We start from the raw sequence: 15,331 nt of genomic DNA, 5'->3' as shown, positions 1-15,331 counted from the left end.
ACTGACTACTGACTACTGACTACTGACTACTGACTACTGACTACTGACTACTGACTACTGACTACTGACTACTGACTACTGACTTCTAATATTATTTGCCAAACCAATCTTTCATTTTTTGTTTTGCTTGTTCTTTAGTATCAGCATTAATGTATACTGAAACAGTAGCTATTGCCGCCAGCAATACTCCTAAATCATCGGTAAATCCGATGCCGACTAATATATCGGGAATCGCATCGACAGGAGATATAAAATAGGTCAAAGCTCCAACTACAACTCCTTTTGCCCAAGCAGGCACGTTTGGGTTTTGAGCCGTATAGTAGAGAATCAAAGCTTTTTCAACTACTTCTCTTCCTGCGGTTAAAGCAAAGTTTTTAAGTTTAGCCCAAAAACTTTCATCTGAATAGTTAATTTGGGGGTTGCTGAGGTGTGTTGTGGTTTCTCTTCGGTCGATCACATCGAGAGGAATGCCCTTAGTTTTAAGCTGGTAAACAGCAGAATTGAAAGATGCTGAAACCTGATTTTTATTGGGCGCGGCCTCCCGTATTTGTTTCATGTCTGCGTTGACATCCACCCCGCCCTATAAGGGCGAGGATTCCTAAGACTCACGACTTAGGTTTCTGCTTCTGTCCCCTAGGGAGTTTCGCACCAGCCTTAACAGATTTACTCTGTTGGGGTCTTACAGTCGCTCCACAGACTGAAACGGCAAGCCCTGCCGCCAAAATGTTCTTCGCCGCATTGATATCACGATCATGGTGCGTCCCACAACTAGGACAATCCCATTCCCGAATATTCAACGGCAACTTGTCAACGATGTGTCCGCAATTTCCACATCGTTTAGAACTCGGAAACCAGCGGTCAATCTTAACTAAAGTGCGACCATACCAATCACACTTGTAGTCAAGTTGTCTGACCAATTCGCCCCAACTTGCATCACTTATAGAAGCGGCAAGTTTGGGGTTTTTAATCATATTCTTCACAGCTAAGTCTTCTACGGCGATGGTTTGGTTTTCACGCACCAACCGCGTCGTTAACTTGTGAAGATAGTCTTTTCTTGCATCAGTAATTTGTTGATGCACTTTCGCTACTTTGAGCCGTGCTTTGTAACGGTTATTTGATCCCTTTTGCTTACGGATTAAAGCTTTCTGCGCTCTTCTGAGCTTGCGATACTTTGTCTTAAATCCTTTGGGATTGGCAATCTTTTCACCAGTGCTTAAAGCAAGCAAGCTTGTAATTCCCAAGTCAATACCGACTTGATCACCTGTTTTGGGTAACTTTTCAATTTCAACATCTACCAGCAGAGAAACTGACCACCTGCCTGATGGTGCAAGCTTTACTGTAATAGTTGATGGTGTCGCACCATTAGGTAATGTCCGGCTCCAGCGAATTGGCAATGCTTGGGTGCTTTTTGCTAGGTAGACTTGTGCATCCCTAAATTTGAACGCTGACTTAGTGAATTCTGCACTACCACCATTGCGTTTCTTTTTGAAGTTAGGATATTTTGCCCGTCCATCAAAAAAGTTGGTATAAGCCGCTTGTAAATGTCTCAAGCATTGTTGCAATGGCACGCAGCTAACTTCGTTAAGAAAATCTAGTTCTTCAGTTTTCTTCCATTCGGTTAACATTGAAGAAGTCTCAGCATACCCTACCCGTTTCTGTTCTGTGTACCAAGCTTCAGTTCTTACTGCTAAAGCACGGTTGTAGACTAAACGGGCGCAACCCAAAGTACGTCGCAACAAACTTTCTTGTTCTGGCGTTGGGTAGAATCGGTAGCTGAAGGCTTTTAATGTCATATTTACCTTAAATGTGCTGCTTTACATAATAGCACGTCTTATGTGAAATAGTACGTCTTAACAAATATCTATGTAAAGCCGTCCTACAAGGACGGGGTTTCAGACCCATTTTCCTTGATGAATTCCTGCATGGCTTGGATTTGCAAGTCGGAAACCGCCAGCAGTTTTTTTGCGGATTGGATCGCCTCGCTTTCTGCCGGATGCAGCGTCTTATTTGCGCCAGCAATGTTAATTAAAAAATACATGACTCCCAAACGCAGCGGTTGTTGTGAATGGCTGAGTGTTTGCAAACAGTCGCCCAGTGATGGGGGACTGGCTGTGTAGGATTGGATTTGAGTTTTTGCAGAGTCAGAAAATTTGTCTAAATTTATGGTTTTAAACAACAAATCTAGTTCGTCAATATCAACGGAACCATCGGCGGCTGCGATCGCAAACAAAGAACCATAAAAAGCTAAAAGTTCGCTTTCTGAGGAGGTGGCAAAAATATCTCTCTCGGACATGATGCTACTCCGATTGATAACGATGCTTTGCATTTTACCACAAAACTCAGCGCGCCATGATTTCAGAAACCGGCAATAATTTTAGACAGCATGAAACAATGGAGGATTTTTTATGAAAGTTGCGATCGTCGGCTGCGGCTATGTGGGTACTGCGACAGCCAAACATTTACGTGGCAAATCTGATTGTACCGTGACGGCGACAACTACCACGGCGACGCGAGTAGTTGAGTTGGAGGGTGTCGCGCAGCGGGTAGCCGTGCTCAAAGGAAATGACAAAGATGCAATGAGGGCTGTACTGCAAGAACAAGATGCTGTTATGCTGTGCGTAGGTGCTCCAAATCCTCATGCTTATCGGGAAAGTTATTTAGATACGGCGACAACTTTAGTAGCGGTTTTACAGCAGATACCGACAGTCAAGCAGGTTATTTATACGGGTACTTATTCTGTGTATGGCGATCGCCAAGGTGAATTGGTAAATGAAGAATCCCCCGTCGCGCCTGCTAATCCAAACGGTGAAATTCTCGCAGAAACAGAACAGGTTTTATTAGCAGCATCTAGTCCCAATCTTCAAGTCTGCATTCTCCGTTTGGGAGGAATTTATGGGCCAGGGCGAGAATTAGTTAAAATCTTTAGAGGCTGGGCTGGGAGCACTCGTCCCGGTAGGGGGGAAGATGCTACTAATTGGGTGCATCGAGATGATATTGTTGGGGGGTTAACGTTTGCTTTGGAAAATCGATTGCAGGGAATTTACAATTTAGTCGGGGATGTGTCGCTATCCAGTGGCGAATTGCTCGATCGCATTTTTGAAGCTAATAATTTGCCTAAAGTTTCTTGGGATGGAAGTCCTAGCGTGCGGCCTTATAATGCTAGCGTGTCGAATCAAAAGATTAAGGCGGCGGGTTATCAGTTTGTTTATCCTGAAATTAGGGAGTTTTAGTTGGGCGATCGCTCTTTTGTTAAACCGCATCTTTTTCACAGGCGGGACGCCCGTGCCACAATGAACGCGGATGGACGAAAGGGCGATATTCACCGCTTTAGATTTTTTCCCTAACCCAAATTCTAAATGATTTCAGTAATGCAATTTCTCCCATTGTTTTAGTCTGCTCAAAAAACCTACTCATTTCTGTTGATGATAAAAAGGGAAAAGCAATACTGAAATTGCATTCAACATACTCCTCGGAAGCTAACTGATAAAATTTTAAAACTCGCCCGTTATATCTCCAGAGTTCGGGTACGCCAAGTGCCGAGTAAATTCCTGACTTATTAATTGAACTGCTGGTAATATCTATTTCAATTGCCAAGTCGGGCGGTGGGGCAGTTTCTAAGTCTAGTTCTTGCCTGCCTCTGACTGCTGGTTCACTTTGAATATAATAACAATTGTCAGGTTCTATACCCTTTTTAGCCTGTTCTTGCTTGAGAGTCATTGAGCCAGCACTTTTGATTTCAATGCCGAGTTCTTCTGCTAAAATGAAAATGAAGCGATCGGACTGAATCTTGGGATTTTCATGTTCGTATAAAGGACTCATAATTTCCAACATCCCGTTATCATAAGCTATGCGATAACCTCGGCGATCGCCTATTTCTTTGAGCAACGTTTCAAAGGTTGACCAGCTAATGTTTTCTAGCAGTGTTCTCTGTTCGGCTAAACTTGAAGTAGTAGCAATCATCTCAAAATCTCCTTGAGCTGAGAAAACTCTAGTTTTATTTTACCACAGGCCCAGATACTATGAAAAAGGGGGTTGTTTTTTTGAACCGCCGACATCTGCGGTTCAAAAAAAAGCCATTTCAATCACTAATTAACTTACCCCATAATCCCACCAAAAAAGTCGATCGTCTCTTTCAACGCTTTCACAAACACATCAATCTCCTCGCGAGTATTGTAAAAATACAAACTCGCCCGCGCCGTAGATGAAACGTTCAAATAGCGGTGCAAAGCTTGCGTGCAGTGATGCCCGGAACGAATCGCGACTCCCTCCTGATCTAACATGGTAGACAAGTCTTGAGGGTGAATTTCTCCGGCTGTAAATGCCGCTAATGCAGCCCTACCTTCACCGTTGCTGTCTGGTTGTGGCCCGTAAATTTTGATTTCGGGAATTTGCCGCAATTGTTGGAACATATAAGCATTCAATTCTGCTTCGCAAGCGTGAATCTTATCCATGCCAATGTTACTAAGATAATCGATTGCTGCACCGAGGGCGATCGCCTCTCCGATTGCAGGCGTGCCGGCCTCAAATTTGTGCGGCAAATCGGCATAGGTGGAGTAATCGAGAAACACGTCAGCAATCATCTCACCGCCGCCGAAAAACGGAGGCATTTCTCTCAGCAAGTCCAGCTTACCGTAGAGAAAACCGATGCCAGTCGGAGCGCACATTTTGTGACCTGAAGCAACCAGCCAATCGCAATCTATTGCTTGCACATCTACTATCATGTGCGGCACGCTTTGGCAAGCATCAATTAAAACTCTTGCGCCGAAACTGTGGGCAATTTTGCAGATTTCTTTGACTGGACTGATGCAGCCCAAAGTATTAGAAACGTGAACGGTTGACACCAATTTAGTTTTATGGGAAATCAGGGTTTTAAACTGTTCCAAATCAAACTCGTTAGTTTCCGTTAACTCGACAAACTTCAGCACCGCACCGGTTCTTTGAGCCATCATTTGCCAGGGAACGAGATTGCTGTGGTGTTCCATCACCGACAGGATAATTTCATCTCCGGCTTGCAGATTGCTCAAACCCCAAGAATAAGCGACCAAATTAATCGCTTCGGTAGCGTTGCGAGTGTAAACAATTTCTTGCCGCGACGCCGCATTTACAAACGCCGCAACTTTGTCTCTAGCACCTTCGTAAGCATCAGTCGCTTTGGCGCTGAGAGTGTGAGCACCCCGGTGGACGTTTGCATTGTATTGTCCGTAGTAATCACGCCAAGCGTTGAGCACAGCTAGGGGTTTTTGAGAAGTAGCTGCATTGTCTAAATAAACTAGCGGTTTACCGTTAACTTTTTCATTCAAAATTGGGAAGTCGCCGCGAACTTTTGAGGCAAGTGTTTTTTCTTGAATAAGTGTCATATTTTTTGAAGTTAGTGATTTGTCGTTGGGTGGGGGCGGGTTTACGAGATTGTTGGTTTGAGGCAATTATTATTCGTGAAACCCGCCCCTACAGGCTGTTAAAAATGGTGCAAGATGTTGTAGGGACACAGCACTGCTGTGTCCTCTGTGTCCTCATATTTATGAGTTATCCTTGGACGGCCACGCAGGTAGAAAGCATTTTCGCCACTCCAAGAATCGGTAATTGATTGAGCATTTCCGCCGCAAAAGCATCGATTAGCAAATAGCGACTTCTTTCTAAATCCAAACCGCGACTTTGCAAGTAGAAAAGTTCATCATCTTCTAATTGACTGACAGTTGCACCGTGGGAACATTTAACGTTGTCGGCGACAATTTCCAACTGCGGTTTGGTATCTACGCGAGCTCTCGGCGACAGCAACAAATTCCGGCTCAATTGTCCGGCATCTGTCAATTGGGCGGCTTTGCGAACGAAAACTTTGCCGTTAAATACAGCGCGAGCTTTGTTGCCAATAATGCACTTGTGCAATTGGCGGCTTGTACCGTGGGGGTGATTGAAATCGATTACACTGTGAGTGTCTGATAACTGTTCGCCAAAGGCTACGGTTAAGCCGTTTAAAGTTGTTTCGGTGGCTTCGCCGCGCTGAAAAACTTCTAAATTGTGGCGCGATATTTTGCCTCCCAAGCTGATAGCATGACAAGTATAACGGCTATTTCGAGATTGTTCGATCGCACTTTTGCCGATATGAACAACTTCTCCACCTTCCCGCTGCAGCCGAACGTGATTCACAGTGGCGTTTTCGCCGACAATAACATCCGTTACAGCATTAGTAAACGCTGGTACATTACCGATAGTTGCGTAATCCTCAACTAGCGTGACATTGCTTCCAGGCTCAGCTATGACCAAGCAGTGCGGCTGGGACATCGTGCCAGATGCACCGGGCGCTGTCAGGAACAGCAAGTGAATCGGAAGTTCGATCGACATATTGGCCGGCACGAACACCACCGCAGAATCCGCCAAACCCGCAGTATTCAGCGCGGTAAACACCTCAGTTTGCTGTCTGTGCTTGCTCAAAACATCGCTGATGCGCCCTTGATATTTTTCGGGTACATTGGATAGATTACCTGCGTAAAAGTCGATCGGCAAATTCGGAAAAACCGACGACTCCACCGTTGACAAATCCGGCGCATAAAACCCGTTGACAAACACCAATCTTAATGGTAAATCTGCCTTGTTTTTCACTGGCATAATGATATCAGCCAGCTTAACTTTTGACTGATTGCTCTGGGGTATATGAAAAGGAATTTGCAACACCGACGACAAATCAGTAAAGCGCCATTCTTCATCCTTCACCGTCGGAAAAGTCGAAGAAAGCACGTATTCAGTCGCCGCATCCCGCAAATCCTGCAACCCGTAAGCAGAACTTTCCTTATTAGCTGCGCCCAACTTGCCGCACTGATTCACCAAATCAGTCAAAAACATTTCCCTACTAGCAACTTGCGTATTCATCATCGCGCGCCCACTCCTGCTGCTTCCTCTTCCACAACCCAGTCATAACCGCGCTCTTCCAATTCGAGCGCCAACTCTTTCGGGCCAGTCAAGATAATTCTACCGGCTTCCATGACGTGAATAAAATCAGGAATAATGTAATTCAGCAACCGCTGATAGTGAGTAATCACCAACATCGAATTCTCAGCAGTTGACAACTGATTCACACCGCCGGCGACAATCTTGAGAGCATCGATATCCAAACCCGAATCAGTCTCGTCCAAAATAGCTAATTTCGGTTCCAACAAAGCCATTTGCAAAATTTCATTCCGCTTTTTCTCGCCACCGGAAAAACCCTCATTAACACTGCGGCCTAAAAAAGAATCATTCATCTTGACAATATCCAGCTTGTCCTCGATTAAATCTTGGAAATCAAAAGCATCCAATTCTTCCAAGCCGCGATGTTTGCGGTGAGCATTGTAAGCCACGCGCAAGAAATCCAGATTGCTAACGCCGGGAATTTCTAAAGGATATTGGAAAGCTAGGAACACGCCAGCTAAAGAGCGTTCTTCCGGCGCTAATTCCAGCAAATTTTGACCCAGAAAAGTAACTTCTCCGCCCGTTACCGTATAAGCAGGATGACCCGCTAATATCTTGGATAAAGTGCTTTTCCCCGAACCGTTCGGGCCCATAATCGCGTGAATTTCACCCGATTTAATTTCCAGATTCAAACCCTTAAGGATTTGGGTATCTTCCACATTCGCAGTTAAATCGCGGACGGATAGCACCACTTGACTATTTTCAACAATCATCTATTTTTGTCCTTTTCCTCAATGCAGTTTACAGTTTTTTTCTCGTTGCTAGCCTGTACCCATTGGTGACAATTTAACGTTAAACCGATAGTCCGCCAGGGAATGAATTCCCTGTCTCAAAGCTAAAGTCCTCGCTATGAGGACTGAGAAGAAAACTTTTAAACTCATTAGTCCTCTTTAGAGGACTTTAGCTATTAGCCAGGGAATTCATTCCCTGGCGGACGGGGAGCTTAAGTTGTCACCGATGGACTCGGCCTGGAAGGGTTTATCGGCCGCGAAAATTATCCGACACTTCCTTCGAGTTTCAGACTCAACAGCTTATCAGCTTCCGCCGCAAATTCCATCGGTAACTGATTGAAAACATCTTTACAGAAACCGCTAATCATCATCGAAATAGCATTTTCTGCGGAAATTCCCCGCTGTGCGAAGAAGAACAATTGCTCTTCCCCAATCTTAGAAGTAGAAGCTTCGTGTTCGACTTTAGCAGTGTGGTTCTGCACTTGAATATAAGGGAAAGTATTCGCTTGAGCGTTATCCCCAATCAGCATGGAATCGCACTGAGAGTAATTGCGAGATCCTTTAGCATTCGGCCCCATTTTCACCAAACCGCGATAGCTGTTGGATGAATTTCCCGCCGAAATTCCCTTAGAAATAATCGTGCTGCGAGTATTTTTACCAACGTGAATCATTTTGGTGCCGGTGTCAGCTTGCTGCTTGTTATTTGTCAGCGCTACTGAGTAGAATTCGCCCACCGAGTTGTCGCCGACTAACACGCAACTGGGATATTTCCAAGTAATCGCTGAACCGGTTTCTACTTGTGTCCAAGAAATCTTAGAATTGACTCCTTGACACAAACCCCGTTTCGTCACGAAGTTGTAAATGCCGCCTTTGCCGTTGGCATCGCCAGCGTACCAGTTTTGCACTGTGGAGTATTTGATATCGGCATTGTCCATTGTTACCAATTCGACTACGGCGGCGTGCAGTTGATTGGTGTCAAACATCGGCGCGGTGCAGCCTTCTAGGTAAGACACAGAACTGTTTTCTTCTGCAACAATTAGGGTGCGCTCGAACTGGCCGGAATCTCCGTTGTTGATGCGGAAATAGGTTGACAATTCCATTGGGCATTTGACGCCTTTGGGAATGTAAACAAAGGAACCGTCGCTGAATACGGCGGAGTTGAGGGCTGCGAAAAAGTTGTCGCCAACTGGTACGACGCTGCCGAGATATTTTTCTATTAATTCGGGATAATCTTTGACGGCTTCTGAGATGGAACAGAAAATAACGCCATCTTTGGCTAACTTTTCTCTAAATGTTGTGGCAATTGAAACGCTGTCGAAAACGGCATCGACGGCGACATTTCCCAGCCGTTTTTGTTCGGAGAGGGGAATGCCTAGTTTCTCGAAGGTTTCTAGCAGTGTCGGGTCTACTTCGTCCAAACTGTTGAGCTTTTTGGGCTTTTGTTTGGGGGCGGAGTAGTAGATAATTTGTTGGTAGTCGATCGCGGGATAGTTGACGTGGGGCCAGGTGGGCTCGGTCATTGTCAGCCACTTCCGGTATGCTTTGAGGCGGAATTGCAGCATGAATTCCGGTTCGTTTTTCTTGGCGGAAATCAGGCGGACTACATCTTCGCTCAAGCCGCGGGGGATGGTGTCTGACTCGATGTCGGTGACGAAACCGTATTTATACGGCTGGTTGACTAAGGTTTTGACTGTGGTAGAACTCATTATTTTGCGTGTTCAGTGTTCTAGATAATGCTCTCTGGATGGCAGACGGGGCAATGCCTGTCTGGGCTTGAGCGAGTTCTGCTGGACTGCTCTGGGAAGTTAAACAACAGATTTGTTGCTTTACTATATTTTAAGCTACATTAACAATAGTGATATTGTCAAAGTCAAATTAATAATTTTTTGTGAAGATGATGGAGACTACTCAGCAGACTTCCACGAAACAAGACATCCTGCAATATTTGCTCAAGGGGGGGCAGGGGACGGCTCTTGAGTTGGCGGAGTCTTTGGATATCAGTCCGCAGGCGATTCGCCGTCACTTGAAGGATTTGGAAGCGGAGGGGCTGATTCAGTATCAGTCGGTTCAGGCTGGTATGGGGCGGCCGCAGCACATTTATGAGCTTACCAGTCAGGGGCGCGATCGATTCCCGAATCGTTATGGTGATTTTGCTGTCTCTTTCCTGGATACGTTGGCGGAAACCGTCGGCCGCGAGCAAGTGATTACTATCTTGCAAAAACAGTGGCAGCGCAAGGCGACGGAGTATCGGCGGCTGGTGGGTGCGGGTTCGCTGCAAGAGAGGGTGACTAAGCTAATGGAACTTCGCAGGGCTGAAGGTTATATGGCTGAGTGTTATCCTGTAGAATCTGTAGAGGTTGGGATCGGCGATCGCGCTGGTTTGGGCGATCGATTTGTGTTGATGGAACACAATTGCGCGATTTCTAATGTTGCTGAAACTTTTCCGAGTGTCTGCGGTAATGAGTTGGAAATGTTTGCGGCGGTTTTGCCGGATTGTATTGTGGAGCGGACTCACTGGATTATTGATGGGGAACACCGCTGCGGTTATTTGATTGCCAGAAGGAAGGAAGAAGGAAGAAGGAAGAAGGAAGAAGGATGAGGGAAGGCACTACACGGATTTTGACACGGATACACGGATAGAAGTTTTTACGGATTACCAATAACAAATAACAAATAACAAGTAACTAATAACTATGGAACCGCTAGCAGATTTTTTAAAGCCGGAAGAGTGTGCGGAAGTTGATATGGCTCTGCTGTCGTCGAAGGAAAAGTTTTCGGCGCGGGTGGCAATTTATGCTTTGAGGGTGCTCAGGCAAATAGCTGGGGAGACAGGTTTGCCGGTGGGTGAGGTGACTAATGGGCAGGTGATGGATTGGATTAAGAATGATGAGAGTATTAAAGGGTCGATCGAACTTGATGCTAGTTTTGAAAACTTTTTTACGAATTTGGTAATTGCGTCTTTGCGGCCTCTGAGGCAAATTGCGACAGAATCTGAAAGCCCGATCGAACAATTAACAGTTAAGCAGGTTGTGGCGTGGTTTGTGAAGGACGGGAAGATTCGCAGAGAACAGGGAACCGAGGCGGCGTTTTTGGACTTGTGAGTTAAAGGTCGATCGGCCCCACCCCCAAACCAGGCCTCAAACCCCGATCATTCCAGCGGTTTCGGACGATCGAAAAAAACTTTTGACAAAGGGGTTGACAGACAGGGGAAAACTTGATAAGGTAATTAAGTCGAGCGAAAGAGATGCAGCGCATCAAGCTTAGCATTAAGCTAAACGCAGACACAGGATTAAAAGTTTTCAAAGCTTTCCTGGTGCTTATGATGTAATGGAACCACTCCGATCCATCCCGAACTCGGTTGTTAAACGTTGCTATGGCGAAGATACTCGGCGGGTCACTGCCCGGTAAAATAGCTCAGTGCCAGGTTAATAATAAATTAAAGCTCTTTTCCCGCAACAACGGAAAAGGGCTTTAGTTTTTTGGTGAGTTATTAGGCATCTACACAAAAGCTGGTCTTGGGCCCTTTGTAGAAATCTCAATATTCTGGGTCAGCAGCAGATTTGTGGTCGATCGAGCTTGATGCGAGTTTTGAAAACTTTTTTACGAATAGGGTGGTGGCGTCTTTGCGGCTTTTGAGGCAAATTGCGACAGAAGCCGAGAGGGGCGATCGAACAATTAACAGTTAAGCAGGTTGTGGCGTGGTTTGAGAAGGACGGCAAGATTCCCAGAGAACAGGGAACCGAGGCGGCTTTTTTGGATTTGTGATCTGCCTGACGCGCGGAGACCACAGAAACCGGGTTTTTTACCGAATCTGTGGGATCTAAAGCGTCTTCTCGTGAAAAACCCGGTTTCTAGACTCCCATGCGTCCAGGGCGATCGAAAAAAAGTTTTGACTTTGGGGTTGACAGACCGGGGAAAACTTGATACAGTAATTAAGTCGAGCGAAAGAGATGCAGCGCATCAAGCTTAATGCAGACACAGGATTAAAAGTTTTCAAAGCTTTCCTGGTGCTTATGATGTAATGGAACCACTCCGATCCATCCCGAACTCGGTTGTTAAACGTTGCTATGGCGAAGATACTCGGCGGGTCACTGCCCGGTAAAATAGCTCAGTGCCAGGTTAATAATAAATTAAAGCTCTTTTCCCGCAACAACGGAAAAGGGCTTTAGTTTTTTGGTGAGTTATTAGTCATTCTCTTTATGGCTTGGCGGTTGAAACCGCTACTAAACAAACGAAGTCGGCCGACGCGGACTGAATAATAAGAGGTAAAAATTTATGAAGATTAGTTATGATTCCGAAATTGATGCTCTCTATATTAGACTTGTAGAAGGTAAGCATCAGTGTCGCACTTTAGAGTTAACTGACGAAATTGCTTTAAATATTGGGGAAAATGAGTTATTGGTAGGGATAGAAGTTTTAGATGCTACACAGGTTTTAGGTAGTGGAAATGTACCTAATGTAGTGCTAGAAAATATAGCTTTTACTGTAGCTTAAATAGGGAAATCAATCGCTACCTGTGTAAATATAAGTAAGGATGAGTGGAAAAATGATCCGTACTTTGGATGCAAAATCTTATACAGATTTACTTGTTCGCTATCAACCAAAACCGATCGCAAATGAGGCAGAAAACGAGGCCGCGATCGCTCTCGCTTGCGAACTGGAACACCGCCCTATGCGATCGCTGGAGTCAGAGCTATTTCTGGAGCTTTTGATAACGCTGATTGAAAAATTTGAATCTGAAAATTATCCGATTCCTGCAGGAAATGCTGCTTCAATGTTGCAACATTTAATGGATGCGAGAAATTTGGACAAATCAGATTTGATTCCTGTTTTGGGAACGGAAACAGAGGTTGAGCAAGTTTTTGTTAGTGGAAGGGCGATCGAAATAGATGAAGCCACGAAGTTAGCCGATTTTTTCCAAGTGGATATTAGTTTGTTTCTTTAAGGGCGATCGGCTACTTATTGAGTAGGAGTTGCTGATATTCACTCTCAGGCTCATTAGTCATTAGTTTTAAGCGATCGCCCTTAATTTTAGCAGTCAATAGTGGGCGATCGCCTTCCGCCTTCCTCATAGCCCGAATCGCGGGCAAAAGTTGCTGCCTAAACTGTGCTATATTTTTGACCAATTTCTCGAAGCAATTTAGTGAAATTGTCCTTGTCAGATTCATTTAGAAACCTATCTACTACCTCTTTTAACCTAGACAAGTCGTTGGTATAGTTCTTCTCAGATAGCTGTGACACTAATTGCGACGAGAAAAATTTTACTAAATCAGGTTCATTAGATAAGACATCTACAACATCTTTCAACTTAGACAAGTTCTGACTGTACTTCTCCTCTGATAAAATAGCTACTGCATATTTTAATTGTGGTAACTTGTTTTTATACTTCTCATTAGAAACCAGATCCGATAAGTTTTTGTCACTCCCCACTAGAGTTACTAACTCTTGCAACTTAGATAAATTGGTAGAGTATTTCTCGTCTGACAAAATATCTACTACCTTTTTCAACTTAGACAACTCCTGTTTCTGCTTCGCGTCAGATAGCAGTGAAGTTAATTTGCTTTCCGTCTTGACAAATTTTGCTAAATTTTCATAGTTAATGGCATGAGCTTCTGAAAGAATTATTTTCCAAGCGATTTTTGCATTTGTAAATACAACCCCCTCTTTTGCATCCTTAAAAAAACTGTTGTCTATCAAAGCGATTACTTTTTCTCCAGAGTCAAGAGATAGCCATGAAGATAGCGCGCTTGACAGTTTTTCTACTGGAATATTAGGAGCAAAAAATCCATCTTTAATGCCATTTGTTAGACTTACATTCTTTTGTAAAAATTCTCCCCAATAACCGGGAATTATATCTTCAGTATAGGTGTAAGTCCGAGTTTCTAATTGATGCAGATGCAGCTCCGATAAATCGCGAGTCTTTCCAGATTGGAGCACTGACCAAATCATAAATGCTGTACCCGATGCAACAAAAGCAGAACCGCCCGTGATTAAACCGAGTCCCCCAAGAGCCGAAATAGTGGCAGTAATAGCAGCAGCACCAGACAATGTACCGGCTACTCCCAAAGCACTCGCAGCAGTCCAAGCAGCTAAAACAGTTGCAGCACCGGCGATTGTTCCTGTACCAATTGCAATTCCCAGATTTTTTTGGTCTTCGCTATCGATTTCTGAACCTAACGCAATAGACAGTATTCCTGCGGCTCCTATTAGCGCGGCTCCTCCTGTTACTACTGCTAAACCACCCAGCATTCCTAAACCACCAGATGCGACGGAACCAAAACCTAAAACAGCTAAAGTCGCGTTGGTTGCAGCCCCTCCTGATAAACTACTAATAGTGACACCTGTTGCTGTTTCTACTCCAAGTAGACTTAGTATTTTCGTAGCTAGTGGAACAATTGCTGCTCCTGCTTTTTTAGCAGCATTTTTAGGATCTTTAGCATCATCGATCAGTTCTTTGAATTCTACAAAAGCTTGGACAAAATCATCAATTATTTTACCAGAATCAACTTGATTATCTAAATTCTGTGTCCTTGCTATTGAGTAAACAACTTTAGCATTTTCGGGAATTTCAGCATTACTGATGAATGAGTCTAGGGATTTTAAAGCTGCGGCATCTTCTACTCTTTTTCCAGCACGTACCTGCTGATAAGTTGACAGGTAATTTTTCGGTTGAGCGGGAGTTAATTTTTCGTTTTCCTCGATCAGTTTGACAAGAATGAAGTCCACTGTTAAGGCTGTTGAATTGGTACTGGCTAAAAAGTGTTTCTGCTTGATTTCTAAAGGCAGTGCCGACGCGGCAACAATTAAGTCAATATCTGTGAGCGCCTTAAAGTCAGGAACCGGTTCGCTGGCACGGACGGAGGCAAAAGTCCCTCTAATTAGTTTCTTTTCTGCCTCAGTTAGTTTAGATTGACTTAATGCCATTTCAATGGCTTGTTCAGTTCCGAGTAAGCGCGAATTGTTACTGGCGATTTGGTAACGCTCTTTAATTTTGTTGTCTAGCTTTGAGGAGGATATCACATAATCAAGAAAATCCAAGGCAATCACATCGTCAATATACTCACCATCCTCGATTTGCTCATAAACAAATTTGCATTTAGCTTTGCTTGCTTCTTCGATAAATTGGGTATTTTTGTCAATTTCTTGATAAACTTGATCGGCTATTCTAAGTTGTCTATCGTATAAGGTATGCAAAACTACAGTAATATCTTTACCGTCTTGACCGCGCCCTTTGATGGTAATCTGTTGGCTATCTTGGGTTTTCGAGGGAATTGCTACCTGACAAGGTTCTCCAGATCGCAAAGTAAATGTTTCTTTTCCTCCGTTGCGTGCTGTTGTATAAGGAACAAAAATATGATAGTTCTCCAAGGTAGAGAAATTTTTGCCTAATCCCTCGCTATCAGCCATAGCGCTAGCTGGATCAAGCAAGTCTTTTGTCAATAAACCCAAAGTACCTAAAGCAACATAACTAAGAAAAGAGCGACGGTTGAGAGGAGAAATATTTAGGTGAGTCATAACTGAGTATTTGTAGCTTGAATGTAGTTTTTAGGCGAAATAATCAAATCCGAACTCTAATTTATCAAGTTCGTTACTTCCAAATTTACTAGCAAACTTACCCTTAGCCCTAGTGGCCCACCCCAAAGCCTCTGCTTGCTCAT

15 protein-coding genes and 2 rRNA genes are annotated in these 15,331 nt (G+C 44.3%); 8 read left to right on the top strand and 9 right to left on the bottom strand.

What is annotated here, in order from left to right:
• Positions 1–91 precede the first annotated feature (91 nt).
• The 3 genes from QUA88_RS05850 to QUA88_RS05840 all read right to left on the bottom strand — a co-directional run bounded on the left by QUA88_RS05850 (position 92) and on the right by QUA88_RS05840 (position 2,293).
• Positions 92–556 (bottom strand): YkvA family protein, encoded by a 465-nt coding sequence (locus QUA88_RS05850; RefSeq protein ID WP_333052012.1) that lies wholly within the window; start codon positions 554–556, stop codon positions 92–94.
• A 49-nt stretch (positions 557–605) separates the two neighbouring features.
• Positions 606–1,793 carry an RNA-guided endonuclease TnpB family protein gene (locus QUA88_RS05845; protein WP_333052010.1) on the bottom strand — a complete coding sequence of 396 codons (1,188 nt, stop codon included), beginning with the start codon at positions 1,791–1,793 and terminating at the stop codon, positions 606–608.
• Positions 1,794–1,876: 83 nt separating this feature from the next.
• Positions 1,877–2,293, bottom strand: coding sequence for a hypothetical protein (locus tag QUA88_RS05840; RefSeq protein ID WP_333270755.1), 417 nt, complete (start codon positions 2,291–2,293; stop codon positions 1,877–1,879).
• A 112-nt stretch (positions 2,294–2,405) separates the two neighbouring features.
• Here QUA88_RS05840 and QUA88_RS05835 point away from each other — a divergent pair, with 112 nt between their 5' ends.
• Positions 2,406–3,230 (top strand): NAD-dependent epimerase/dehydratase family protein, encoded by an 825-nt coding sequence (locus tag QUA88_RS05835; RefSeq protein WP_333270753.1) that lies wholly within the window; start codon positions 2,406–2,408, stop codon positions 3,228–3,230.
• Positions 3,231–3,327: 97 nt separating this feature from the next.
• Here QUA88_RS05835 and QUA88_RS05830 read toward each other — a convergent pair whose 3' ends face one another.
• The 5 genes from QUA88_RS05830 to sufB all read right to left on the bottom strand — a co-directional run bounded on the left by QUA88_RS05830 (position 3,328) and on the right by sufB (position 9,379).
• Positions 3,328–3,960 carry a Uma2 family endonuclease gene (locus QUA88_RS05830; RefSeq protein ID WP_333052003.1) on the bottom strand — a complete coding sequence of 211 codons (633 nt, stop codon included), beginning with the start codon at positions 3,958–3,960 and terminating at the stop codon, positions 3,328–3,330.
• Positions 3,961–4,094: 134 nt separating this feature from the next.
• Positions 4,095–5,357: a SufS family cysteine desulfurase gene (locus tag QUA88_RS05825; RefSeq protein ID WP_333052000.1), complete on the bottom strand. Its 1,263-nt coding sequence runs from the start codon at positions 5,355–5,357 to the stop codon at positions 4,095–4,097.
• Positions 5,358–5,523: 166 nt separating this feature from the next.
• Positions 5,524–6,867: a Fe-S cluster assembly protein SufD gene (gene sufD, locus QUA88_RS05820; protein WP_333207743.1), complete on the bottom strand. Its 1,344-nt coding sequence runs from the start codon at positions 6,865–6,867 to the stop codon at positions 5,524–5,526.
• A complete protein-coding gene (gene sufC, locus QUA88_RS05815) occupies positions 6,864–7,655 on the bottom strand; it encodes a Fe-S cluster assembly ATPase SufC (RefSeq protein ID WP_333051994.1) in 792 nt (263 codons plus the stop codon). Before sufC ends, sufD begins: the two co-directional genes overlap by 4 nt.
• Before the next feature lie 281 nt (positions 7,656–7,936).
• The gene (gene sufB, locus QUA88_RS05810) at positions 7,937–9,379 is read right to left on the bottom strand and encodes a Fe-S cluster assembly protein SufB (RefSeq protein ID WP_333103299.1); all 1,443 of its coding nucleotides are present in this window, start codon (positions 9,377–9,379) and stop codon (positions 7,937–7,939) included.
• Between the two features lie 188 nt (positions 9,380–9,567).
• Between sufB and sufR the strand changes: the two genes are divergently transcribed.
• The 7 genes from sufR to QUA88_RS05775 all read left to right on the top strand — a co-directional run bounded on the left by sufR (position 9,568) and on the right by QUA88_RS05775 (position 12,618).
• Entirely contained in the window at positions 9,568–10,272 is a 705-nt protein-coding gene (sufR, locus tag QUA88_RS05805; protein ID WP_333270749.1) for an iron-sulfur cluster biosynthesis transcriptional regulator SufR, read from the top strand.
• 94 nt (positions 10,273–10,366) lie between these two features.
• Positions 10,367–10,774, top strand: coding sequence for a hypothetical protein (locus tag QUA88_RS05800; RefSeq protein ID WP_333270746.1), 408 nt, complete (start codon positions 10,367–10,369; stop codon positions 10,772–10,774).
• 208 nt (positions 10,775–10,982) lie between these two features.
• Positions 10,983–11,099, top strand: a 5S ribosomal RNA gene (rrf, locus tag QUA88_RS05795).
• Positions 11,100–11,315: 216 nt separating this feature from the next.
• Positions 11,316–11,438 carry a hypothetical protein gene (locus tag QUA88_RS05790; protein ID WP_333270744.1) on the top strand — a complete coding sequence of 41 codons (123 nt, stop codon included), beginning with the start codon at positions 11,316–11,318 and terminating at the stop codon, positions 11,436–11,438.
• A gap of 238 nt (positions 11,439–11,676) precedes the next feature.
• A 5S ribosomal RNA gene (rrf, locus tag QUA88_RS05785) occupies positions 11,677–11,793 on the top strand.
• A gap of 155 nt (positions 11,794–11,948) precedes the next feature.
• Positions 11,949–12,167 (top strand): DUF2283 domain-containing protein, encoded by a 219-nt coding sequence (locus QUA88_RS05780; protein ID WP_333207739.1) that lies wholly within the window; start codon positions 11,949–11,951, stop codon positions 12,165–12,167.
• 52 nt (positions 12,168–12,219) lie between these two features.
• Positions 12,220–12,618 (top strand): transcriptional regulator, encoded by a 399-nt coding sequence (locus QUA88_RS05775; RefSeq protein WP_333231599.1) that lies wholly within the window; start codon positions 12,220–12,222, stop codon positions 12,616–12,618.
• Between the two features lie 155 nt (positions 12,619–12,773).
• Here the strand turns inward: QUA88_RS05775 and QUA88_RS05770 are convergent, their stop codons facing one another.
• Positions 12,774–15,188, bottom strand: a complete 2,415-nt coding sequence (locus QUA88_RS05770; RefSeq protein WP_333270739.1) for a hypothetical protein — start codon at positions 15,186–15,188, stop codon at positions 12,774–12,776.
• Positions 15,189–15,331 lie beyond the last annotated feature (143 nt).

The organism is Microcoleus sp. D3_18_C2, from assembly GCF_036702395.1.
Classification (GTDB): domain Bacteria; phylum Cyanobacteriota; class Cyanobacteriia; order Cyanobacteriales; family Microcoleaceae; genus Microcoleus.
The sequence above is the reverse complement of the archived record's forward strand: the minus strand, read 5'-3'. Positions and strand labels throughout refer to the sequence as shown.